The following is a 22,012-nucleotide window of genomic DNA, read 5'->3' on the forward strand; positions in this document are numbered from 1 at the left end:
GAGATCCACCCAAGCTGAAGACTAGACATACCGCTCGCGACGACGGGCATGCGCTCATGGTGAGCCGCTGTGAACAAGGACACGCCGTTGCAATTCGGTCCGCAACTCGGTGCCGAGGGCACCACGTTTCGCTGCTGGGCTCCACAGGCCCGTCGCGTCGATCTGATCGTCGACGCTCGCAGCGGCCGTCCGCCGTTGCGGCAGCAATTCACAGCGACGCGTGATGGTTGGTTCGAAACAATCGCGCGCGGCGTAGGTCCGGGCGCCCGATATCGATTTCGCATCGATGACGAGCTCGATGTGCCGGATCCCGCGTCACGCTTTCAGCCCGATGGCGTCACCGGGCCGGGCGAGATTCCCGATCCTCGCGTCTTCACCTGGTCGCAGTCCGGCTGGCGTGGGCGCCCATGGAACGAAGCAGTCCTGTACGAATTGCACGTGGGCACGTTCACGCGCGAGGGAACTTATCGCGCGGCCATCGAGTGCTTGGATGAGCTCGCCAGGCTGGGCATCACCGCCATCGAGCTGTTACCGCTCAATACATTTCCCGGCCGCTGGGGCTGGGGCTATGACGGCGTGTTGTTATATGCGCCGCATCCCACCTACGGCCGGCCCGAGGACTTGAAACGTTTCGTGCAGGCAGCGCATGAGCGCGGACTGATGGTGCTGATCGACGTGGTCTACAACCACTTCGGGCCCGAGGGTAACTATCTGCACCGATACGCCGAAGATTTCTTCACGTCGGCGCACCACACGCCGTGGGGTAGCGCCATCGATTTCGCGCACCCGGTTGTACGGGAGTTTTTCATTCAAAACGCGCTGTACTGGCTGAACGAATACCGCTTCGACGGCCTGCGCGTCGACGCGGTACATGCCATGTTCGACGAGGGCGACTCGCATTTCATCGACGAGCTGGTGGACCGCGTGCGGCGTGGCCCGGGAAGCGAACGGCACGTGCACATCGTCCTGGAGAATCATCACAACGAGGCGCACCGGCTGGGACGCAAGGGCGACGTGATGGTTGCGCAGTGGAACGACGACTCGCACCATGCGCTGCACGTGCTGCTGACTGGCGAAGCGGACGGCTATTACCGGAACTATGCCGATCGGCCGATGGAGCATCTGGGGCGCGTGCTTGCCGAAGGTTTTGCCTATCAGGGCGAGATCTTTCCGTCGGACGACAAGGCGCGCGGCGAGCCAAGCGACCTGCTGCCTACGACGGCGTTCGTGAACTTCACACAGAACCACGATCAGATCGGCAATCGGGCGTTCGGCGAGCGGCTGGCGCAATTGGTCCCGCCCGAGAGATTGCGCGCTGGCTTGGCGATCCTGCTGCTGGCGCCACAGATTCCCATGCTGTTCATGGGCGAGGAATATGGGGCGCTGCAGCCATTCCTGTATTTCTGCGACTATCAGGGCGAGCTGGCGAAAGCCATCAGGGAAGGACGTCGCAACGAGTTTGCTTTGTTCGGAGCGTTTGCCGACGAGCAGCGTCGCGAGCAGATTCCCGACCCCAACGCGCAGCAGACCTGGCTGGACAGCCAGCTGGATCATTCGGATCGCGAGCGTTCACCGCATCGCGAATTGCTGGAGTACACACGCGAGCTGCTGCGGGTGCGCGCAGAGCGAGTCGTGCCCTTGATTGCCGGTATCGTCGCCGGCGCGGCGAGATACCAGACGAAAGGTCATATGCTCACGGTGATATGGCCCGTGAGCGATGGAACGGCGGATCAATCCGCCAGCGTCATCGCGTTGGTGCTGCAAGCCAATCTCGGCGACTCGCCAAGTCCAACGGTGCGGGAAGACGAGCTCTTGTATTCGACTCACGGTGCGGACTCGCAAGCCGATCAGCTCGCGGCATGGGAAGTCCGGCTCTCCCTGGGCGCACCATGAGTACGCCGGTCCCGACAGAACCGGGCTCGCGGTTCAATATTCCTCGCGCCACGTATCGGCTCCAGTTCAATCATCAGTTCACTTTCAACGATGCCGCGCACATCGTTCCCTATCTGGCGCGCTTGGGCATCAGTCACATCTATGCCTCGCCCATCCTCAAGGCACGGCCCGGCAGCATGCACGGCTACGACGTGGTCGATCACTCGCAACTCAATCCGGAGCTCGGCAGCCGCGAGGATTTCGATCGCTGCATTCAGACGCTGCACGAGCATGGCATGGGGCTGATCGTGGACATCGTGCCCAATCATCTCGGCGTGATGGGCAACGATAATGTGTGGTGGCGGGACGTGCTGGAGAATGGGCCGGCCGCGCGTTACTCGTTCTACTTCGATATCGATTGGCGGCCGGATCGCGGCTCCATGCGCGATCGAATTCTGGTGCCTGTGCTGGGCGACGCGTACGGCATGGTGCTGGAGCGTGGCCAGTTGCAGATCGAATTCGATGCGGCCAGCGGCACTTTCTCGGTGCGATATTTCGATCATCGCATGCCCATCGATCCACGCGAGTACCCGCGAATCTTCTCGCAGCCGATTCCTGAAGAACTGCTGCCGGCGGATGACGCGAATCGAGCGGATTTCGAAAGCCTGCTCAGCAGCTTCGGCAACCTGCCACCGCGCGACGACACGTCGGCCGAGTCCGTGGCCGTTCGCTACCGTGACAAGGAAGCTCACAAGCGGCGCCTGGTGCGATTGATCGAGCGCAGTCCGGAGGTGCTGAAACACATCACCGACAGTGTCACTCGAATCAACGGTACGGCCGGGCAGCCGGACAGCTTCAACGCGCTAGATGCCTTGCTGGAGGCGCAGGCATACCGGTTGTCTTACTGGCGCGTGGCGGTGGACGAGATCAACTATCGCCGTTTCTTCGACGTGAACGACCTCGCGGCGCTGCGTATGAACGAGCGCAGCGTATTCGACGATACGCACCGATTGATTTTCGAGCTGATCGATGCGGGCAGTATCGATGGCCTGCGTATCGATCACTCCGATGGCCTGTACGATCCGGAGGAATATTTCCGCCGGCTGCAGGAGCGCTTTGGCGCAGAGGAGGGACGACGACCGCTGTACGTGGTCACGGAGAAAATACTGGCCGCGCACGAGCGCCTGCCCGAATCCTGGCTGGTCCATGGCACTACTGGCTACGACTACGCGGCGCTGCAGACCACCTGGCTGGTGTGCGGCGATGAAGAAGCGCGCATGACACAGCGCTATCGCCAGTTCACCGATAACGAAGTGTCGTTCGAGGAACTGGTGTACGAAAGCAAGCGGCTGGTGATGCGCTCGTCGCTGGCTGCTGAAGTCGAAGTTCTGGCGACACAGTTGGATCGCATCGCGCATCTCGACCGGCATACCGCGGATTTCACGAGAGCCGCGCTGCGCGAAGCAATCAGGGAAGTGATTGCGTGTTTCCCGGTGTACCGCACTTATATATCGCCGCGTGGTATCGGTGACGAAGATCGCCGCATCATTCATTGGGCGACCGCGCTGGCACGACGGCGGAGCACGGGTGCCGACGTGAGCGTGTTCGATTTTCTATGCAATGTGTTGCTCGGCACGGCAGCGGATGGTCGGCCGGCATCGCATCGTCAGGCCATGCTCGAATTCGCCATGAAGTTTCAGCAGGTGACCTCGCCGGTGACCGCCAAGGGCGTCGAGGACACCGCGTTCTATCGTTTCAATCGGCTGATCTGCCTGAACGAAGTGGGCGGCGAACCGAGCCGGTTCGGCGTGTCTGCGACGGCTTTGCATCAAGCCCATATCGAGCGCGCCCGGTCGTGGCCGCATTCCATGCTGGCCACCTCGACCCACGACACCAAGCGCAGTGAAGATGTGCGTGCCCGGATCGCGGTGCTCAGCGAGTTGCCACAGTTGTGGAAACAGCACTTGTCGCGCTGGTCGCAGCTCAATCGTAACAAGCGACGGCAGGTGGACGATGCACCTGCGCCGGATCGCGAGGATGAGTATCTGCTGTACCAGACGCTTGCCGGCCTCTGGTCGCCGGAGCTGTCGACGGATTCGCTGATCGAGCGGCTGCAGGCGTACATGGTCAAGGCGGGGCGTGAGGCGAAGCGGTCCACCTCATGGATCAATCCGAACGCAGCCTATGAAGCCGCGGTCGGCGAGTTCATCGTGCAACTGCTGAGCAATCCGGAACGCAACGCCTTCCTGCGCGACTTCTCCTCCTTCGCGCCGAGCATCGCTTTCTTTGGCCGGATCAATTCGCTCGTGACCACGGTGTTGAAGATTACGGTGCCTGGGGTGCCGGATTTCTATCAGGGCACGGAGTTGCCGGCGTTCACGCTGGTGGATCCGGACAATCGTGGGCCGGTGAATTTCGAGGCGGCGGCCGTGCAGCTCGAGTCGCTTGGAAATGTTTCGGACCTCGGCGCGCTACTTGCGGACTCCGAAGCGGCGAACGCCAAGCTCTATGTAACCGCCAGACTCTTGCGACTGCGCGCCGAGAATGCGCAGCTGTTCACCTTGGGTAGCTATCAGCCTCTGCAAGTCGAGGGTGAGAAGAAGGAGCATGTGTTTGCATTTTCTCGCACCTTGGATGAGCAGACTTGCGTGGTCATTGTACCGCGCTGGTCGGCGCGCTTGATGGAAGGTCGCTTGGAGCTGCCGCTGGGTGAGGTCTGGGGGGATACCAGAGTGCTGTTAGGCGAAGGTAGCGGCGCTGAGCTACACGAAGTGCTTACCGCGCAGTCAATGCGCGCTCAACCCGCGGAAGGTGCTTTGCGCGTGGCAGATGTGTTGTCGCGCGCTCCGATTGCCGTACTTCGGTCCACGGCAGCTTCTCACGGGCAAGCGCACGCGCCTTGGTGAGAACCGCAAGTTGACTATGTAGGCAACCGGAGGCGGCGGTTACGGCAGATTGCGCGTGAGGATTTCCTGCTCGTCGAGATTCACATTGATGACGTTGCGGAATTTCAGGTCCTGGTCCTCGAGCGGATCCTCGTCATTGCCGATACACGTGACCGCCAGGGTGTAGTTACCTTCGGGGAGATAACGCAGCGCGTAGAAGAAGGAGCTGCCGTTCTGGGCGGTGAAGATGGGCGCGGTCGCGAACGGTTCCACGCCCGCGCCATCGATGTCATCCGGGGTGATGTCACGGCCTTGGAATAGATAGACGGCGCCGGCGGACAAGTCGCCCCCGGCCGGGCAAGAGACGCTCACATTGCCCTCGATACGGCTCGCGTCCGCGGCGACCACTGTGCGCAGTACAGGCGTCAGTGTGTATTCATCGTCGTCATCATCGAAGCTGAGCGATTTGCGCAAGTCGAGCACCAATATGAACGACTCACTGCTGCTCTCGCCGTCCTCGACTTCGAATCTCAGCGGTGCGTACTCGCCTGCGGCGAGGTTCAAGGGAAACTGGGTGCCATCGAGGAGGCTGACGAATGCGTCGTCTGCGCGGTCTTCGTCGAACAGCAGGCGCACGCCGGTATAGGTCCCTTCCGAAAGCTCCTCGTCGGTGAACAGGCGTAGCAGGCCGTTGTCGTCGGCCAGGTCGATGAAGTCGATGGCCTGGCTATCGGTGAACTCCAGCGTTTTGCTGCCACCACTGCTGTTGGTGAACTCCAAGCCGCGGACATTGGCCACGACCTGGATGATGTCCGGATCGGCCGGCAGCTCGGTGCCCAGATCCATGGTGATCTCGCCCTCGCATCCGGCGAGGAGGGCGGCCAGTAACAGCAACAGTGCGCGCGCGGCGCTGCGGCCAGAGAAGAGTCCAGCGCCGGGGAAGCCGGCTGGACCCTGCATGAAAGCCCGTTCCATTGAAGACATGAAGAACACCGCGAAGTCCCTGGGCGAAGCCGATGCTGGATGACACAGCCCCGTTTTGGGCCTGCGCCGGGTGAAGAAAGTTCCGGCTGCTATGGTCGCATGAATTGTGGCTTCCCGAAAAACCCGGCCGGCCGGGTGCGCCCTGCCCGAAAGGACACATCACAGCCGGGTAGCCCGCAAATAATCTGCGCACGGACGAGTGGAGGCCATCGCGTCGTTGTCCCCGCCCGCCATCGAAGGGGAATTCATTGTGGAACGAGGTGTCCTGATCGGCGGGCTGATGGTCTTCGGCAGTTTTCTGCTGGCGACCGTGCTCAACCGTTCAGCGATGGAAGAGATGCCGCCGCCGGCAGCGCCGGTCACAGTCGGCGTGCCCCTCGATCCGCCGGCAGCGGAAGCGGCCCTTGCGCCGAGCGCAGGCGCCTGCGCCAAGGCGGAAGCGCAAGTGGATTCGAAAGCCCCTCTGACAAGAACCGACCAGGTCACGCCCGATTGCTCCGGCCAGGCCGACTGATCCGAATAGATGATGACCTTATGGTCACATCTATTGATGACCTTATGGTCAATGGGAACAGCCCGTCACGGCACTGACAATCGAATCGTCCATCGCTTGCATCAGTTTGAAGCCGCGGCCGGCTGCATGCCACCGCATATGCGCGCGCTCCGTTCTCCTCCCGCTCGGACGCTCGTCGCAGGCGGTCGCGGCTTCTCCTGACTCCGTTCGCCGCTAGTCCTCAAAGAGTGAGCTTGAAGCTGTGCAGCTTTGCTGCTGCTACCATTCATCGCCTGTGCATGGTCGGGGCGGTGTGTGGGCGGAGCGAATCGGATTTTCATGGCGATCGTGCTGCTGGCTTTGGCCGGCTGCGAGCGCGCTCCGCGGGAGTTGGCCATCTCGGGCCCGACCATGGGCACGACATACTCCATCAAGGTCGCGTCCGCGCCTGACACTGTCGATGCTCATACGCTTCGCGTGGCCGCCGACGAGGTGCTGGCCCGCATCGATCGGAGCATGTCGGGATACCGCGAGGATTCGGAAATCTCGCGCTTCAATGCTTCGCCATCAACGGATTGGTATGAGGTGTCCCGCGATCTCGCCACCGTCGTGGACTATGCGCTCGAAGTCAGCCGCGAATCCGGCGGAGCATTCGACATCACCGTCGGGCCGCTGATTGCCGCCTGGGGATTCGGTGCCGCCGGTGAGCCGAACGACCTGCCCGACGAGTCGCAGCTGGCGCAGTTGAAGGCCCGCGTTGGCCACGAAAAATTGCAGGCGCGGCTCGATCCTCCGGCGCTTCGCAAGTCCGCCGCAGCTTTGCAGATCGATCTGAACGGCATCGCACCGGGCTATGCGGTCGACTTGATGGCCGAGCGTCTGCAGGCGCTGCAAGTGACCCAGTTTGTGATCGACATCGGCGGCGAAGTGCGCGCACAAGGCCGTAACGCGCGCGGTGAGTTGTGGCGGATCGCTGTGGAGAAGCCGATCGACGCGGAGTCCGAGCCTTACGCCATCGTGCAACTCGACAACGCCGCGGTGACGACTTCAGGCGAGTATCGTCACTACTATGATCGCGACGGACGCCGCTATTCTCACACTATCGATCCTCGCACCGGTTGGCCGGTCCAGCACAGCCTGGCGTCCGTCGTCGTCATCGGTCCGAGCTCGATGTATACAGATGCTTGGGCCACCGCGCTCAACGTGCTCGGCAGCGAGGCCGGACTCGAGCTCGCACAGAAGCGAGCCATGCCGGTGATGTTTATCGATGCCGTGGCCAACGGGCTCGTGCCGGTGGCCACGCCACAGTTCGAATTTTACGTCGCAGTTCCACCCTCAACAGGAAAGCAACCATGAAGTGGATGATCCCGAGCAGCCTCGTCGTGAGCGCCGTGTTTGGCGCGGCCACTGCCAGTGCCGAAATTTCGGCCGCGCAGCTCGATGCTGCGGCCAGCAAGGTGGAGACCAAGGTCATCAACTGGCGGCGCGACCTTCATCAACATCCGGAGCTCAGCAATCGCGAGACTCGCACGGCGAAGCTGGTGGCCGATCACTTGAAGAAACTCGGCTTGCCGGTGCGCACGGGCCTCGCACACACGGGCGTTAGCGCAGTTCTCAAAGGTGGCAAGCCCGGGCCCGTGATCGCGCTGCGCGCGGATATGGACGCGCTGCCTGTCACCGAGCAGGTCGACGTGCCGTTCAAGTCGACGGTGACCGCTGAATTCCTCGGCAAGAAAGTAGGTGTCATGCACGCCTGCGGCCACGACTCGCACGTCGCCAATCTGATGGGCATTGCCGAGATGCTGGTCGGCATGAAACAGGAGCTGCCCGGCACTGTGCTGTTCATTTTCCAGCCGGCCGAGGAGGGCGCGCCCGAGGGCGAGCAGGGCGGCGCATCGCTGATGATCAAGGAAGGTTTGTTCGACGAAGTGAAGCCGGAAGCCGTGTTCGGCCTGCACGTTACTTCGGCGCTCAATACGGGCGTAGTGGGTTATCGCGCCGGGCCGCTCATGGCTGCCTCCGACGCCTTCCGCATCGAAGTACAGGGCCGGCAAGCGCATGGCTCGCGGCCGTGGTCCGGCGTGGATCCGGTGGTGGCGGCGTCACAGATCGTCATGGGGCTGCAGACCATCGTCAGCCGTCAGATCGACATCACCGAGTTGCCGGCGGTCGTCACCATCGGCAAGTTCGACGGCGGCGTGCGTCACAACATCATTCCCGACAAGGTGGACATGTACGGCACGCTGCGCACGTTCGACAACGACATGCGCGCCGACATCATGAAGCGCATCGAACACACGTCCACTACGATCGCGAGCTCGAGCGGTGCGAGCGCCAAAGTCACGTTCTCGCCCGCCAACAATCCGGTGGTGAACAACAATGTCGAGCTGACGCAGAAAGTGTTGCCGTCGCTGGAACGGGTGGCGGGCAAGGACAACGTGCTGGTCATGCCGCTGATCACCGGCTCGGAAGATTTCGCGTACTACGCCGACATGATTCCGAGCGTGTTCTACTTCGTCGGTGTGACGCCGCGCGGGCAGGATGCGAACGCCGCACCTAGCAATCACTCGCCTCTGTTTTATATCGACGAACCCGCGATTGCGTTGGCGACGCGGTCGCTGGCATCGATGGCGGTGGATTACTTGCAGGCTTCGAAGTAGTTGCTGATTTCGGCCCGCGCGATTCGGCGCGGGCCGAATTGAGTTGGAGCGTGCGTTAGAGATTCGCCAGCGCCGCGTCCAGCGTATCGCCGATCCCCGCATGAATCACCAGGTCTGCGATGTCATCCATCGGCGTCGGATCGCGATTGACGATCACGAGCTTGGCGCCGCGCTGCTTGGCGCGCAGAGGGAAGTCGGCGGCCGGGAAGACCGATAGCGACGAGCCCAGGACGAGAAACAGATCGCACGCCATGGTCTCTTCCTGAGCGCGGCGCATCGGCAGCTCGGGCATCTGCTGGCCGAAGGAAATGGTGGCGGACTTCAGGATGCCGCCGCACAGTTTGCATGGCCCGACATTGTTGGTCTCGCGGAACTCACGTTCCAGCTCATCCAACTCGACGCGCGCATGGCATTTGAGACATTTGGCGTAAGTGGAGTTGCCGTGCAGCTCGATCACCTTGTCTTCCGGAACGCCCGAGACCTGGTGCAGGTTGTCGACGTTCTGGGTGACGACGACGCTGGCGCGGCCGGAGCGAATCAATTCCGCTACCGCATAGTGGCCGCGGTTGGGCTTGGCCCCGACCCAACCGTCGGTATTGCTGAAGCGCCGTCGCCAGGCGTCGCGCCGCACGTGTTCCGAGGCGATGAAGTCCTGGAAATAGATGGGCTGCATCTTGCTCCACACGCCGCCGGGGCTGCGGAAATCGGGGATGCCGGATTCGGTGCTGATGCCGGCGCCGCTGAAGACGAGGATGCGCCGGCTGGCGCGAAACAAATCGCTGATGTCGGTCATGGGGGCAGCGGTCGGCGATGATTGACTGGTTGAGAGGTGGGAGGAATGGTTTCCTCTTTATATTCTCACCTGCCGCTCGATCCGCCTACCGCCACCGTTGGAAACGGCCCGGGTCGGTTGTTAGTTCGCGACCGCGGCCGTCCGCAATTGCCCATTCTCCACCGGGATGCGCGGGCCCGGATCGCGGTCCATACGGATGGTCTGTTCCTCTTCGCCCAAGCGATAGCGCACGTCGTATCCGACAATTTTTTCACTGCTGTCGTATACGGTTTCGCAGCGCGTTTCCGTGGTGCTGTACGTGTTGCCGTTCTGCATGCGCTGCTGGACCTTGTTGCCAGCATAGCCACCGGCTGCCGCGCCTGCGGCAGTTGCAATCTTGCGGCCGCTGCCATCGCCGATCTGATTGCCCAGCACACCGCCGACCACCGCGCCAATCACCGTACCGGCGACGCGCTTCTCGTCCTTCACCGGCTGCGTATGTGTCACGACGTGATCGCTGCAAATCTCGCGCGGCGTGCGAATGGTTTCTTTCACGGCATCGACTTTGAGAACTTCCGCAAACTTGGGGCTGCGATCGAAGATATCCAGATTGGCCACCGCCGCTCCGGCCGTCACGACCGCCGCGCCAATCACCAAGCCCGTCACCAACGATTTGTTCATCCAGCTCTCCTTCTACCTGCGCCGACAATCGAGCGCAGTGTGTAGGATAAAGATTAAATGAAAGCCTTGGAGCTGGGTTCCCGTCGCCAACTGGCGTCAGTTCTTGACGGCGAATCTCCTACGGAATAGGCGAGCAGCCAAAGAAAAGGGGCGCCGCAACATTCGCGACACCCCGGAAAAGAGATTCGAAACTACCGGCGCGGCGGGCTTAGTTGGCGCGCGCCTCGCGCTGTTGCTCTTGCTGCTGCATCTCGGCTCGCAGAGTCGACTCGAGCCAGTCGTTCATGGTGATCATGGTATTGCGAGCAGATTGCGCGTGAATGCCAATGATCACACCCGTCGATTCATCGATCACGGGTGCGCCGGGAGCAATGCCACGCGAATCCATGTCGTGCGTGAAGCCGCCCGCGCTGGAGGAAACAATCCCGTTCGAGCGGTGCTCGTACACCGTGCCGCGAGCTTTGCGCTTGACGCTGTCGGAATCGAGATCGCTCTTGTAGCCAATCATCACGGCGGACACGGCAGCGCCGGAGAAGCGACCGAGCGGCATGGTCCGCTGTGCGTAGCGCGAAGGCTGGCTCAAGCGAACCACGGCCAAATCCTTGCTGAGCTGTCCGGCGGCGCCATCTTCATCCCACTGCGATTTCACATACAGCACCGGGATGCGCTCGCGGACCTGGCCGAGAGAGTCGAGACTGTTGTAGGTGCAGTCGGTGGGCTCGGCGCCGCTCGGCGTCTTCTGGAACGTATGAGCGACCGTCACGCCGATGTCGAACGCGCCGACCAGGAACGCGGTCGAGGTGCGCTGCTTGCCTTCGGCCATGCAGGAGATCACGCCGACGCCGCTGAACGAGGGGTAATCCTGAGCCGACACCGCGCTCCGTCGCAACGAAGAGTCGTGCCGGGCGGCCTGGTCATGCGCCATGGAGAAGCGGAAGAAGTGCTGCGGCGATTCGGGGGAGGAAAGATGCGGGGCGCACTCGGTACCGTTACCGCACAGGCCTGCGTCGGCATGGGCGTGCTTGCCGCCTGCCAGGGCCGCCGCCATCGCACCTGCCAGCAGCGCCAGCTTGAGGGCGCGCTTGCGGGAGTTCCGGACAGAAGGCAGAGGGGCAGATTGCACTCGCATAGTCACCACCGGGCGTCGATGTCGAGAAGTTCGCATGTCGCAAGGGAGCAGGCTTTAGGGCGGAGCCTGAAGCTCCCGATCGCCTTGGCCTGTCCGCTGTCGTCGGACGAAGACAGGGGCTGCGGCAGCTATCCAATGCGACCGAGCCTAGGAGCATGAGTTCGATCGAGCCGTGACGAGGCTCAAAGTCTGGCGTGCCGATGGCGTGCGGGCCGGGAAAGGCCGCTTCGGCGGCGGCCGATTGGCGGCAGGATGAACAAGTTCCGTACACTTGCGTGTCATGACTACAACAATCTCCGATGCCGCCCGCGGCCTGATCGCTGCCAGCGAAGCCCGCCTGGCCGCGGCTCGCGAAGACCATCCCGAGATCTGGAGCTCGATCCTCGGTCAGCCGCGAGTGGCGGAGTCATTACCGCGCGTGTGGACCTGCAGCGAGTACGTCGCGACCAGTTGCATTCGATCGCCGGCGCTGCTCGCAGAACTGATCGACAACGGAAATCTGTTGGAGCGCGCGAGCGACGATTGGTTGTCTCAGGAGATCGAAGCGCGCGTAAGGGGCGGCTCCGACGCCGAGTTGATGGAGTCGCTGCGTCTTTTCCGTAGGCGGCACATGGTGCGCATTGCGTGGCGCGATATTGCTGGGTGGGCGACGCTCGAGGAGACCCTGCGGGACCTGTCGAACCTGGCGGATGTTTGTATCGATCTCGTCTATCGGCGCATGTACGCCGCGTTGGTCGAGCGTTACGGAACGCCGCGCGGTGCGGAGAGCGGCGAGGCACAGCCATTGATGATCCTCGGTATGGGCAAGCTGGGCGGCCGCGAGCTCAACTTCTCTTCCGATATCGATCTGATCCTGCTGTATCCCGAAGATGGTGAAACGGACGGCGCGCGCGGCATCGACAACGCCGAGTTCTTCATGCGCCTGGGCCAGAAGATCGCACAGCAGCTGGCCACGCCGACCGTCGACGGGTTCGTCTATCGCGTCGATCTGCGGCTGCGGCCGTTCGGCGATAGCGGACGCCTGGCACTGAGCTTCGCGTCCTTCGAGCATTATCTGCAGCAGCATGGCCGCGACTGGGAGCGCTACGCTTACGTCAAGGCTCGTGCGCTCACGGCCACGGAGCTGTTTCCGTCGCTTTATGACGAAGTGCTGCGGCCGTTCGTCTATCGGCGCTATCTCGATTTCAGTGTGTTCGAATCGTTGCGTGACATGAAGGCGATGATCGCGCGTGAAGTGGAACGGCGCGAGCTCAAGGACAACATCAAGCTGGGTCCGGGCGGCATTCGCGAGATCGAATTCATCGTGCAGGCGTTTCAGCTGATCCGCGGCGGCAGCGATCGACGGCTCCAGGGCCGCGAGCTGCGACAGATTCTGCCGCAGCTGGTCGGCCAGCGCCTGCTGCGGGAAAGCGCTGTGAAGGATCTGCAAGCGGCCTATGCGCATCTGCGAGTGCTGGAGAATCGTCTGCAAGAATGGAATGACGAGCAGACTCATCAGTTGCCCGAGGACCCGCAGCTCTGCGAGCGGTTGGCGTTGGCAATGGGCGCTTCGAGCTGGGACGAGCTCGCGGAGCAAACCCATGCTCACCGGCAGCGCGTCGAGCGTTACTTCAGGCAAACCGTATTCGGGCCCGCCGAGCGCACCGATGGCATCGGCCCGGCCGCAGCGACGTTTGATCTCGAAGCAGAGTCGAGCGAGCGCGAGCAGATGCTCGTAGGCTGCGGAGTGACAGAACCCGCTCCGATCAATGCACGTCTCGAAGAGTTGCGCACCAGTACCTACTATCGCCGTCTCGATGAAACTGGGCGTCGACGTTTGCGTGATCTGCTGGCTCGCATTCTGCCGATGCTGTCGTCGGACCCTGCGCCCACCACGACACTGGCGCGGATTCTGCGCATCTTCGAAAGGATCGGTGGGCGCACTGTCTATCTGGCATTGCTGGTTGAGAATGCCGCGGCGTTGCGTCGCTTGGTGAAGCTATGCGCGCGCAGTCAATTTCTCGCCGATCAGATCGCAGCCCAGCCGTTGCTGTTGGACGAGTTGATCGACGAGCGCTTCATCGAAGAGCCGCCTTCGCGGCAGCAGTTCGCGATCGATCTGGCGGCCTCGCGCAGCCGGATGCAGCACGAGGACCCAGAGCGGCAAGTCGAGATCCTGCGGCAGTTCCAGAGCGCAGCGATGTTTCGGGTGGCGGTGGCCGACCTGATCGCTGGCCTGCCCTTGATGAAGGTCAGCGATCGATTGACCGACATCGCCGAGCTGATCGTGCAGGAAGCACTGTCGCTGGCTTGGGCGCAGATCACGGCCAAGCATGGCTTGCCGCGGTACGTCGACGAGCAGGGCGAGACACGCACCGCGAGCATGATCGTGGTCGCCTACGGCAAGCTCGGCGGCCTGGAGCTGGGTTACGGCTCCGATCTGGACCTGGTCTTCCTGCACGATTCCGTTGGCGACTCACAGCGCACTGACGGCGCGCAGTCCGTAGACAACACCGTGTTCTTCCAACGACTCGGCCAGCGACTGGTCCACTTGCTGACGGTGCACACAGCCGCAGGTCGTTTATATGAAGTGGACACGCGGCTGCGGCCCGGTGGCAATCGCGGTTTGCTGGTGCAATCGCTCGCAGCGTTTCGCGAGTACGAGTTTCGCGAGGCGTGGACTTGGGAACACCAATCACTGCTTCGCGCTCGCGCCATCGCCGGCGATCCAAAGGTCTGTGAGCAATTCGAGCAAGCGCGCATCGAGGTATTGCGCAAGGCCGTTCGACGTGACGACCTCAAGGACGAGGTGCGCAAGATGCGCCAACGCATGCGTGACAACCTGTCGAAAGCGCGTCCCGGCCAGTTCGACCTGAAGCAGGACGCCGGCGGCGTCGCCGATATCGAGTTCCTGGTGCAGTTCTGGATGCTCCAGTGGGCGGACCGGCACCCCGAGATCGTCACCTTCTCGGACAACATCCGGCAGCTGGAAAGCCTGGCCTCGGGCAATCTGGTGCCGCAAGCCCGGGTGGATTTCCTGGTCGATACGTATCGCAAGTACCGCCAACGGCTGCACCGGCTGGCCCTGGATGGCGCCAAAAACGTGGTCAGCGACACGGAATTCGTGGCCGAACGCCGCGGCGTCGTGGAAGTTTGGCAAGAGGTCATGCGCGAGGCGGGGGATCTGCGATAATCCCGCCCCAATCATCCGTTCCACGGTCCTGCGATGCTTGCCATGACGACGACTGAACCTGCCGCCAAGCTGATCCAGCCCAACGCCCAGAACCAGTACACCGTGACCTCGGCCGACCTGCCGCTGTCGTGCCCGATGCCGGGCATGCACTTGTGGAATTCGCATCCGCGCGTGTTCCTGCCGATCGAAAAGACCGGCTGGGCCAAGTGCCCCTACTGCAGCGCCGAGTACACGTTGCAGCGCTGAGTCGGTAACGCCTCACGTTTCGGCGCAAGGGCTTTGGTTACCATGACCGAATGACAAGAACACTGGATACCACGCCGGCGGCCGACGGCTTCCACATGCCGGCCGAATTCGCGCCGCATGACGGTTGCTGGATGTTGTGGCCGGAGCGGCCGAGCAACTGGCGCCTGGGCGCCAAGCCCGCGCAGAAGGCATTCGCTGCCGTTGCCACTGCAATCGCAACGGCCGAGCCGGTTACCGTCGGCGCCTCCCGAGGACAATTTCTCCAGGCTCGGGCCATGCTGCCCGACGCGATCCGCGTCGTGGAGCTGTCGAGTGACGATGCGTGGATGCGCGATGTCGGGCCCACTTTCGTCGTCGACGGCAACGGCGGAATGCGCGGTGTGGATTGGGTGTTCAACGCGTGGGGCGGTATCAGCGGCGGACTCTACTTTCCCTGGGATCAGGACGACCTGGTCGCACGCAAGGTGCTGGAGATCGAAGGCTGCGATCGATATCGCGCGCCGCTGGTGCTGGAAGGCGGCGCCATCCATGTCGATGGCGAAGGCACGCTGATCACCACCGAGGAATGCCTGCTCAGCCCGCATCGCAATCCGCAGTTGGACAAGGGTCAGCTGGAAATCCTGCTGCACGAATATCTGGGCGTGACCAGCGTCATCTGGCTGGGCAAGGGCGTAGTCGATGACGAGACCAGCGGGCACGTGGACAACCTGTGTTGTTTCGCGAGGCCCGGCGAAGTGATCCTGACGTGGACCGACAACAAGCGCGATCCTCAGTATCAAGTGTCGCAAGACGCCTATGAGCGATTGATGGAAGCGCGCGATGCTCGGGGCCGCAGGCTGAAGGTGCACAAGCTGATTCAGCCAGGGCCGCTGAAGCGCACGCACGAAGAATCGCTCGATGTCGATGTGGCCGACGGCGGAGCAGCTTCGCGGCAGACTGGCGAGCGATTGGCGGGTTCCTACGTCAACTTCTACATGGCCAATTCCACCATCGTGATGCCGCTGCTCGATCCGAAGCAGGACGGTGCCGCGACCCGCACTCTGCAAAAAATCTTCCCCGACCGACGCATCATCGGCGTGCAGGCTCGCGAGATTCTGCTGGGCGGCGGCAACATTCATTGCATCACTCAGCAGGTGCCGGCACGCCAGAATGCCGCAGCCGGTACTACTCGCAAGCGCGGAACTACAAAGCGGCGTCAAACCTAGGAAGAGCAGGGGCCCGCACTCAGGGCTGAAAGAAGGGCGACGAGATGGCAGCACCGCGCATCAGCAAGGCCGATTTCGAGCGAAGTCTGCCGGCGCTGCGGGACGAACTGCTGGATCTGCAACTGAAACTGCACACATCGAAGGCGTGCGCGGTCGCGGTCATCATCGCCGGCACGCCGGCAGCGGGACGCAGCGAAACTGTCAACGAGCTGATCTCCTGGCTGGATCCCAAGCACATCGGCGTGCATGCACTGGGCGATCCCACCAAGGAAGATCGGCGCTTTCCCGCGCTGTGGCGCTACTGGCAGAAGCTGCCGGCGCGCGGTCGCATCACATTTTTCTTTGCCGGCTGGTACGGCGAGTATGTCGGCGGCGAGATCAAGGACAAGAGCTCCAAGAGGCACGACAAACGTTCTGTCGAGCGCATCCTCCAACTCGAACAGATGCTGGTGCGCGACCGCGTGCGCGTGGTCAAGATCTATCTGCACACGGATCATGAAACACAGCAGCGGCGGCTCAAGGAGCTTCGAGCCAACAAACTGACGAGTTGGCGCGTCACCAAGGAGGATCGCTGGCAAGCCAAGCACTTCGACCAGGTCAATCGCGTCGTGCGGGCCTGCCTGAAAGCGACGGATCATGAGATCGCTCCGTGGCATCGTGTGGATGGCACGGATGAGGAATATCGGCTGCTCACGGTCGGCAAGATCCTGCGCGACGAAATCCGTGCAGGCTTGCAGCCACGACAGCCGCGGCGGCTTTCATGGCCACGTGAGAAGCCGACGAAGGCTGCGGCTCTGAGCGTCGTGCAGCCAGCGCGCCTGGTGGACGACGACGAATACGACCAGCAGTTGGAAACATTGCAAGGCCGCCTGGCACGGCTGGTGCGCAAGTCGCGCTTTCGGAAGCAGGGCCTGGTCCTGGCGTTCGAGGGAATGGATGCGGCCGGCAAGGGCGGCGCGATCCGGCGCATCACTCATGCTTTGGATGCACGTCAGTACCAAGTCGTGCCTGTTTCTGCGCCCACGCCCGAAGAGTTGTTATATCCGTATCTATGGCGCTTCTGGCGCCACGTTCCGCCGCTCGGATCGATTGCCATCTTCGATCGCTCTTGGTACGGCCGCGTGCTCGTCGAACGGGTTCGCGATCTTACGCCGGAGGCAGATTGGCGGCGCGCCTATGCCGAGATCGTCGAGTTCGAACGGCAACTGACCGAGCACGGCTTGTTCGTAGCGAAGTTCTGGCTGTCCGTCAGCAAGGGCGAACAACTGCGCCGTTTCAAGGCTCGCGACGAAGATCCCTTGAAGCGTTTCAAAGTGGATCGCGAGGATTGGGCGAATCGCCGCTACTACGATGCTTACCAGGCCGCCGCCGCCGAGATGGTTCGCCGCACCGACACGGAATCTGCCAGATGGACCATTGTGCCGGCCGACGATAAGAAACATGCTCGGCTGGCGGTTCTGCGCGCGGTGTGCGACACGCTCGAGCGCTGACGCTGCGACATAGCACTTCCTTGTTGATTCGATGGCCTGCCAGATTGACGCTGGCAACGATGCGGCACTATCTTGTCCGCCGGATGGAGTCGGTGCGGTTGTACTAACGGGCGGATGACCCGATGGAGGCACCAAGTCATGAAGGGATCGGACGAAAGCGGCAGACACAGCCGTGCTCAATGGGGGATACACCGCGCCTTTTCGGTACCCAGGGAGGCGCCACGACAGGGACCGCCGCGCTTGGGCGCGCTATATACAAGTCGGGTGCAGAGCGCATGATTCCCCAAACGTGCGTGGTCATTGAGACGAAGAAATTTCCTGCTCTGGAAGGAGAGGATGACGAGCTGGCGAACGAGCGCATGTATGGCAAGGCGCTATGCAACTACCTGAAAGCGGAATTGCCAGCGGTCGGTATCGGTGTGCCGTCCTTCTGCAATGAAGACTGGGGTTGGTGGCTCGAGGTTGAGCGCAACGGCTTCAAGATGGGCCTATGTATCTATTCTGACCCGGGTGCCGTAGCTGATCCGGAGAGATACGCGCTAATGCCATCGGTTAGGGAAGCAAGTCGATGGTCGTGGTCGAAATTCAGGACCGTCGATGTGTCCAGGGATGTCCTGGAGATCATCAATGCCGTTGTCAAGGTGTTCGAGAACGACGAAGAAATCCTGGCTGTGACGAGGCACGATGACTACCCGTTCTAGGGAGACAAATTATGGACACGCATGCTTTGGCACTGCTTCGTGGCCGATCGGAACGGTATCCCGAGAAGTACGCCGCGGCAGGTACTGCCACGCTTGAACGGGCTATGAGTCTGATGCCTGGCAGGTCGGCTACCGAGCCGAGGATCTGGAGGGGCATCGGTGGATGTTCATGCAGAGAGAATAGAACGGGGCATGGGACACTAAGTCAGGAAGAAGAGAAATAATGCAATCTATACTTCAGTTTTTGCCGCTGGTGCTGGTTCTGTGCATGTATGCGGCATTCGTGCGACTCGCTGCACGGATAACCAAAGCATCGGGTGTTGGCTGGTCGCGAGCGTTCCAGTTTTCTGCGCTCATTCTCGTACTGTCGGTATTGGTTCGCGCGGCGTCGTTGTACGTAGGCGAGGCGCCAATGCCGTTGGCTGTGCCGCTGGGCGTTGCTGTCCATCTGGCGCTCGGTTCTTGGTTCTTTCGAAACCGCGCCATGGCAGCGGACGGACAGGTTGTTGGGTGGAGCGGCGGCGCCAAGCTGACTGCGGTGGCGTTGGGTTTGCTGTTCTTGGTGATGGCTGCGCTGTTTGGGTTACTCAGTGCTCTGTTACCCACTATGCAGCCCTGAACAAGCGCGTTACCACCTGGGAATCAGGGGCGCAGATGAGCTCGCCGCGGCATTAGAAACTGCCGATTCCGAGAAAAGCTGCTACCAGCTGCGCTTCAAACCAAGCACGAACACGACATCCGGCGAATGTTCGACCGCCAGGTCCTCGCTGACGCCCAGATCGAGCCGCCAGCCCGAGGCGAAACGATAGTCGCCGCCCACGGTGAGCACGACGGCTTCGTTGAGAATGTCCAGCTCGCTGTCGTAGATCGCCGTGTGCGCATCGAGTTGCGCTTTGAGGGATAAGCCGCGCCAAGCGCGAACACTGACGCCGGCCATCGCGCTCCACGCGACGCTGTCTTGATCGATGGGTAGCAGGTCGCTTTCACCGAGCCACGTTCCGGACACCTGTCCGAACGCCGACCAGCGCTCGTTCAGCCGATGCTGGGCGGAGAGAACCAAGGAAACATCCGTCGCGCCGTTGCCGGTGAGTTTGTCTTCGTCGCCGGTGGGTAGGTCGACACTGAGCCAAGCCATGACGGCTGAGTCGGCCGACGCATACAGCGAGTAGCCGAGCGCGGCCTGGATGTCGCCAAGACCGGTCGCCGACGCGCTGATATCCGGCCGCCTCACACCCGAGCGTGAGTACACGATGTTTGTTTGATCGTGGGCCAGGAGGGGCCGCACGCCTTCGGAGAGGCCGAAGATGTCGTGCCAGCTGTCGATGAAACCGTCGAGGGTGCCGCCGCCGGTGTATCGATAGGGAAGCTGCACCTGCCAACCGAGGCGATCCGAGATCGGGCCTTGTAGCGTCAGGCGCGCTTCGCGGGTTTCAGCATCGACGAGGATTTCCTCGTTGCCTTGCTCCTGCGCGAGGGCGGTGCTGCCCCAGAAGATGACCATGCCCGCGGCAAAGCGATCGGGAGCGCGCGAGGGCATGGCAACTGGTAGGCCGAAGCCGGCCAGCAATGGATTCTGGTCTCGAATGGTGAAGGGCGCGGCCGTATCGGCCGCCGGATCGGCGTGCGTGACGGCCGAAGCCAGCAGCAGGGCGAGAGCACCAACACTGGCCGCGCCTCTGGGCGCAACCGGCCGAGCTCCTTTCGACGCGCTCGCCACGAGACGCAGCTTGCGACTCTCTAGAACCAGATCGACACGAACGCCTGGATCACATTGGCGCCGAATTCGTATAGCGGTTCGGTGCCTGCGGCGCGGAAGTTCGGATCGTCCGTGGGCAGGCGCGAGAAGCGCGCGTCACGGAAGTCGTCGTACTGGAACTCGATCCGGTCATAGAACAAGTTGAGCGAACCTTTCTTCACGAAGCGCCAGCCGGTTTGAGCGAATTCATAGCTCGCCCCGACACGAAAAGCCACGCTGTTGAAGGTGGACAGCTCCTTGTCGCGCGCCAGGAAGTTCTGCTGGTTCACCCGGTCGAACAGATCGGAATAGAAGTCCGCATTGTCCTGCTGGTAGTAGCGCACGCGTGCTTCAAGGGTCCACTGCTGCTTGATCGGGTGGACATAGCCCAACTCGAACGTGTCCGCTCGAATGCCCCAGGTATCCGTGAAGAAACGATAGTTGCCGTACACCGCGGCCCGGTAGGGAAGAAAGTAACGAGCATTCAACGCCGCGGCATTGCTGGTGCGGGTCCGCGGATAGATTTCCCGTTCGAGGATGAACAATCCATCGCCGCTGGGGCTCCGGTAGCGGTACGAGCGATAGGGATTGTTCAGGAAGCCTTCATCGGTGATCACCTCGTAGTTGAACGAGGTGATCAGGGACTTGGTGAGGATCTGCGACACGCCGACGCGATAGCTGCGGCGGTCGATGTCCTGCTCGAACGACGGATCGGTGGCATTGCGCACCTTGTCGGAGCCACGCGAGAAGCCCATGGAGATGGTGGTCAGATCGCCGAACAAATCCTGGCTCAGGCCGAAGCTCGCGGTGTTGGCTTCGTAGTCGTTTTCTTTGCTGTTGGTGTAGCCGAGGTTGTATGTGGTCTTGCCTCGCAGGTATTCGAAGCCGAGGCTGTACTGATCGCGCTCTTCCTTGTACTCGCTCGCACCGCTCACCTCGACGTCGATGGACGCGCTGGTGATCAGGTCCTGGTAGTAGTTGGCGCTGACGGCGTACTTCTCCGCCATCTTCTTGCGGACCAGGACCGAGGGCCCGTGAATGGTCACGCCGCCGCCTTCGTAACGGTGATACAGCGCGTCAGCCCGATCATCCGCCAGCACGCCGGCTGTCGCCGTCAGCGGCAGCATCAACACGACCGCCGCCGCAGTGGCGCGCACGTGGAAAGAAAGGTTGGCGAACAAGCTCATGTGTCGTCTCAGTTACAGCCGCAGCCGCCACCGCCGCCACCCAGCGCGCCGCGCGCGCCTTCGCGAGCTTCCCACACGTGGTCGATATAGGCCGAAGAGATCGGATGAGGATTCGCGGCCATGATGGGATCGGCCAGCTGCTGGCGCTCGTAGGGCTTCACCCACGGCTCGATGTTGCCGCAGGCGCAGAGGCTCGAGAGCGCGCCCATTGCCAGCGTCAGCTTGACCGCGATTCCTTTAGTCACGTTCGACCTCGACTATTCTTTGAGCAGCGCGCGGATCTGGTTCAGATACTCGCCTTCATCGCCCGGCTTGTAACCCTTGTGCAGGTAACGGATGTTGCCCTTGCGATCGATGAACACCGTGCTCGGCATGGCGCTCACGTCGTACAGCTTGCTGACCTTGCTGTCGCGATCGAACAGCACCGGGAACGACACTGGAGTGTCTTTCAGCCAGCGTTCCGCATCGGCGGTGTTCGCTTCCACGTTCACGCCCACCAGGGTGAAGCCGAGCGAACTGTAGCGCTTGTGCATCTGTTCGAGAAGCGGCATTTCCGTGCGGCACGGGCCGCACCAGCTTGCCCAGAAATTCAGCATCACCACTTTGCCCTTGAGCTGCTCCAGCGACACGCTGTCGCCAGCTCGCGACGGCAAGGTGAACGACGGTGCCATCATGCTGCTGGCGCCGACCAGTGAAGAAACAACCAGGGCGCCGCACAGCGCCAGCGCACGCATCCATTTGCTCATCGACATGAGTGACGATCCTCTCAAGACACACCCGCAGAGAACAATTTCTCAACA

General features: G+C 62.0%; 19 protein-coding genes. 11 read left to right on the forward strand and 8 right to left on the reverse strand.

Annotated features, from left to right (window positions below):
* Positions 1 to 69 precede the first annotated feature (69 nt).
* The gene (gene treZ, locus VGE08_RS12355; protein WP_331068196.1) at positions 70 to 1,893 is read left to right on the forward strand and encodes a malto-oligosyltrehalose trehalohydrolase; all 1,824 of its coding nucleotides are present in this window, start codon (positions 70 to 72) and stop codon (positions 1,891 to 1,893) included.
* Positions 1,890 to 4,778, forward strand: a complete 2,889-nt coding sequence (gene treY / locus VGE08_RS12360; protein WP_331068197.1) for a malto-oligosyltrehalose synthase — start codon at positions 1,890 to 1,892, stop codon at positions 4,776 to 4,778. Before treZ ends, treY begins: the two co-directional genes overlap by 4 nt.
* Before the next feature lie 39 nt (positions 4,779 to 4,817).
* Here the strand turns inward: treY and VGE08_RS12365 are convergent, their stop codons facing one another.
* Positions 4,818 to 5,741 carry a DUF4382 domain-containing protein gene (locus VGE08_RS12365; protein ID WP_331068198.1) on the reverse strand — a complete coding sequence of 308 codons (924 nt, stop codon included), beginning with the start codon at positions 5,739 to 5,741 and terminating at the stop codon, positions 4,818 to 4,820.
* A 199-nt stretch (positions 5,742 to 5,940) separates the two neighbouring features.
* Here VGE08_RS12365 and VGE08_RS12370 point away from each other — a divergent pair, with 199 nt between their 5' ends.
* The 3 genes from VGE08_RS12370 (at position 5,941) to VGE08_RS12380 (ending at position 8,894) form a co-directional block, all read left to right on the forward strand.
* Positions 5,941 to 6,255 carry a hypothetical protein gene (locus VGE08_RS12370; RefSeq protein ID WP_331068199.1) on the forward strand — a complete coding sequence of 105 codons (315 nt, stop codon included), beginning with the start codon at positions 5,941 to 5,943 and terminating at the stop codon, positions 6,253 to 6,255.
* A 318-nt stretch (positions 6,256 to 6,573) separates the two neighbouring features.
* The gene (locus VGE08_RS12375) at positions 6,574 to 7,590 is read left to right on the forward strand and encodes an FAD:protein FMN transferase (RefSeq protein WP_331068200.1); all 1,017 of its coding nucleotides are present in this window, start codon (positions 6,574 to 6,576) and stop codon (positions 7,588 to 7,590) included.
* Between the two features lie 5 nt (positions 7,591 to 7,595).
* Positions 7,596 to 8,894 carry an amidohydrolase gene (locus VGE08_RS12380; RefSeq protein ID WP_349258689.1) on the forward strand — a complete coding sequence of 433 codons (1,299 nt, stop codon included), beginning with the start codon at positions 7,596 to 7,598 and terminating at the stop codon, positions 8,892 to 8,894.
* A gap of 55 nt (positions 8,895 to 8,949) precedes the next feature.
* Here VGE08_RS12380 and VGE08_RS12385 read toward each other — a convergent pair whose 3' ends face one another.
* From VGE08_RS12385 to VGE08_RS12395, 3 genes are all read right to left on the reverse strand, one after another.
* Positions 8,950 to 9,687, reverse strand: a complete 738-nt coding sequence (locus VGE08_RS12385) for a Sir2 family NAD-dependent protein deacetylase (RefSeq protein ID WP_331068202.1) — start codon at positions 9,685 to 9,687, stop codon at positions 8,950 to 8,952.
* Positions 9,688 to 9,807: 120 nt separating this feature from the next.
* On the reverse strand, positions 9,808 to 10,347 hold the full coding sequence (locus tag VGE08_RS12390; protein WP_331068203.1) for a glycine zipper 2TM domain-containing protein: 540 nt from the start codon (positions 10,345 to 10,347) through the stop codon (positions 9,808 to 9,810).
* Between the two features lie 208 nt (positions 10,348 to 10,555).
* Positions 10,556 to 11,470, reverse strand: a complete 915-nt coding sequence (locus VGE08_RS12395; RefSeq protein ID WP_331068204.1) for a hypothetical protein — start codon at positions 11,468 to 11,470, stop codon at positions 10,556 to 10,558.
* Positions 11,471 to 11,756: 286 nt separating this feature from the next.
* Between VGE08_RS12395 and glnE the strand changes: the two genes are divergently transcribed.
* From glnE to VGE08_RS12425, 6 genes are all read left to right on the forward strand, one after another.
* Positions 11,757 to 14,648, forward strand: coding sequence for a bifunctional [glutamate--ammonia ligase]-adenylyl-L-tyrosine phosphorylase/[glutamate--ammonia-ligase] adenylyltransferase (gene glnE, locus VGE08_RS12400; protein ID WP_331068205.1), 2,892 nt, complete (start codon positions 11,757 to 11,759; stop codon positions 14,646 to 14,648).
* A 42-nt stretch (positions 14,649 to 14,690) separates the two neighbouring features.
* Positions 14,691 to 14,894: a zinc-finger domain-containing protein gene (locus VGE08_RS12405; protein WP_331068206.1), complete on the forward strand. Its 204-nt coding sequence runs from the start codon at positions 14,691 to 14,693 to the stop codon at positions 14,892 to 14,894.
* Between the two features lie 50 nt (positions 14,895 to 14,944).
* Positions 14,945 to 16,099, forward strand: coding sequence for an agmatine deiminase (aguA, locus tag VGE08_RS12410; protein WP_331068207.1), 1,155 nt, complete (start codon positions 14,945 to 14,947; stop codon positions 16,097 to 16,099).
* 44 nt (positions 16,100 to 16,143) lie between these two features.
* The gene (pap, locus tag VGE08_RS12415; RefSeq protein ID WP_331068208.1) at positions 16,144 to 17,589 is read left to right on the forward strand and encodes a polyphosphate:AMP phosphotransferase; all 1,446 of its coding nucleotides are present in this window, start codon (positions 16,144 to 16,146) and stop codon (positions 17,587 to 17,589) included.
* A gap of 275 nt (positions 17,590 to 17,864) precedes the next feature.
* On the forward strand, positions 17,865 to 18,290 hold the full coding sequence (locus VGE08_RS12420) for a hypothetical protein (protein WP_331068209.1): 426 nt from the start codon (positions 17,865 to 17,867) through the stop codon (positions 18,288 to 18,290).
* 223 nt (positions 18,291 to 18,513) lie between these two features.
* A complete protein-coding gene (locus VGE08_RS12425) occupies positions 18,514 to 18,909 on the forward strand; it encodes a hypothetical protein (RefSeq protein WP_331068210.1) in 396 nt (131 codons plus the stop codon).
* Positions 18,910 to 18,990: 81 nt separating this feature from the next.
* On the opposite strand, the gene VGE08_RS12430 is transcribed toward VGE08_RS12425, so the two are convergent.
* Genes VGE08_RS12430 through VGE08_RS12445 form a run of 4 tightly spaced genes read right to left on the reverse strand, consistent with a single transcriptional unit; the run spans position 18,991 to position 21,964 of the window.
* Positions 18,991 to 20,007, reverse strand: a complete 1,017-nt coding sequence (locus VGE08_RS12430; RefSeq protein ID WP_331068211.1) for a DUF3187 family protein — start codon at positions 20,005 to 20,007, stop codon at positions 18,991 to 18,993.
* Positions 20,008 to 20,027: 20 nt separating this feature from the next.
* Positions 20,028 to 21,212: a DUF3570 domain-containing protein gene (locus VGE08_RS12435; RefSeq protein ID WP_331068212.1), complete on the reverse strand. Its 1,185-nt coding sequence runs from the start codon at positions 21,210 to 21,212 to the stop codon at positions 20,028 to 20,030.
* 8 nt (positions 21,213 to 21,220) lie between these two features.
* Entirely contained in the window at positions 21,221 to 21,421 is a 201-nt protein-coding gene (locus tag VGE08_RS12440; RefSeq protein ID WP_349258690.1) for a DUF4266 domain-containing protein, read from the reverse strand.
* A gap of 48 nt (positions 21,422 to 21,469) precedes the next feature.
* Positions 21,470 to 21,964 (reverse strand): TlpA disulfide reductase family protein, encoded by a 495-nt coding sequence (locus VGE08_RS12445; protein WP_331068214.1) that lies wholly within the window; start codon positions 21,962 to 21,964, stop codon positions 21,470 to 21,472.
* Between the last annotated feature and the right edge of the window lie 48 nt (positions 21,965 to 22,012).

The organism is Steroidobacter sp., assembly GCF_036406195.1.
In the GTDB taxonomy this organism is placed as follows: Bacteria; Pseudomonadota; Gammaproteobacteria; order Steroidobacterales; family Steroidobacteraceae; genus Steroidobacter.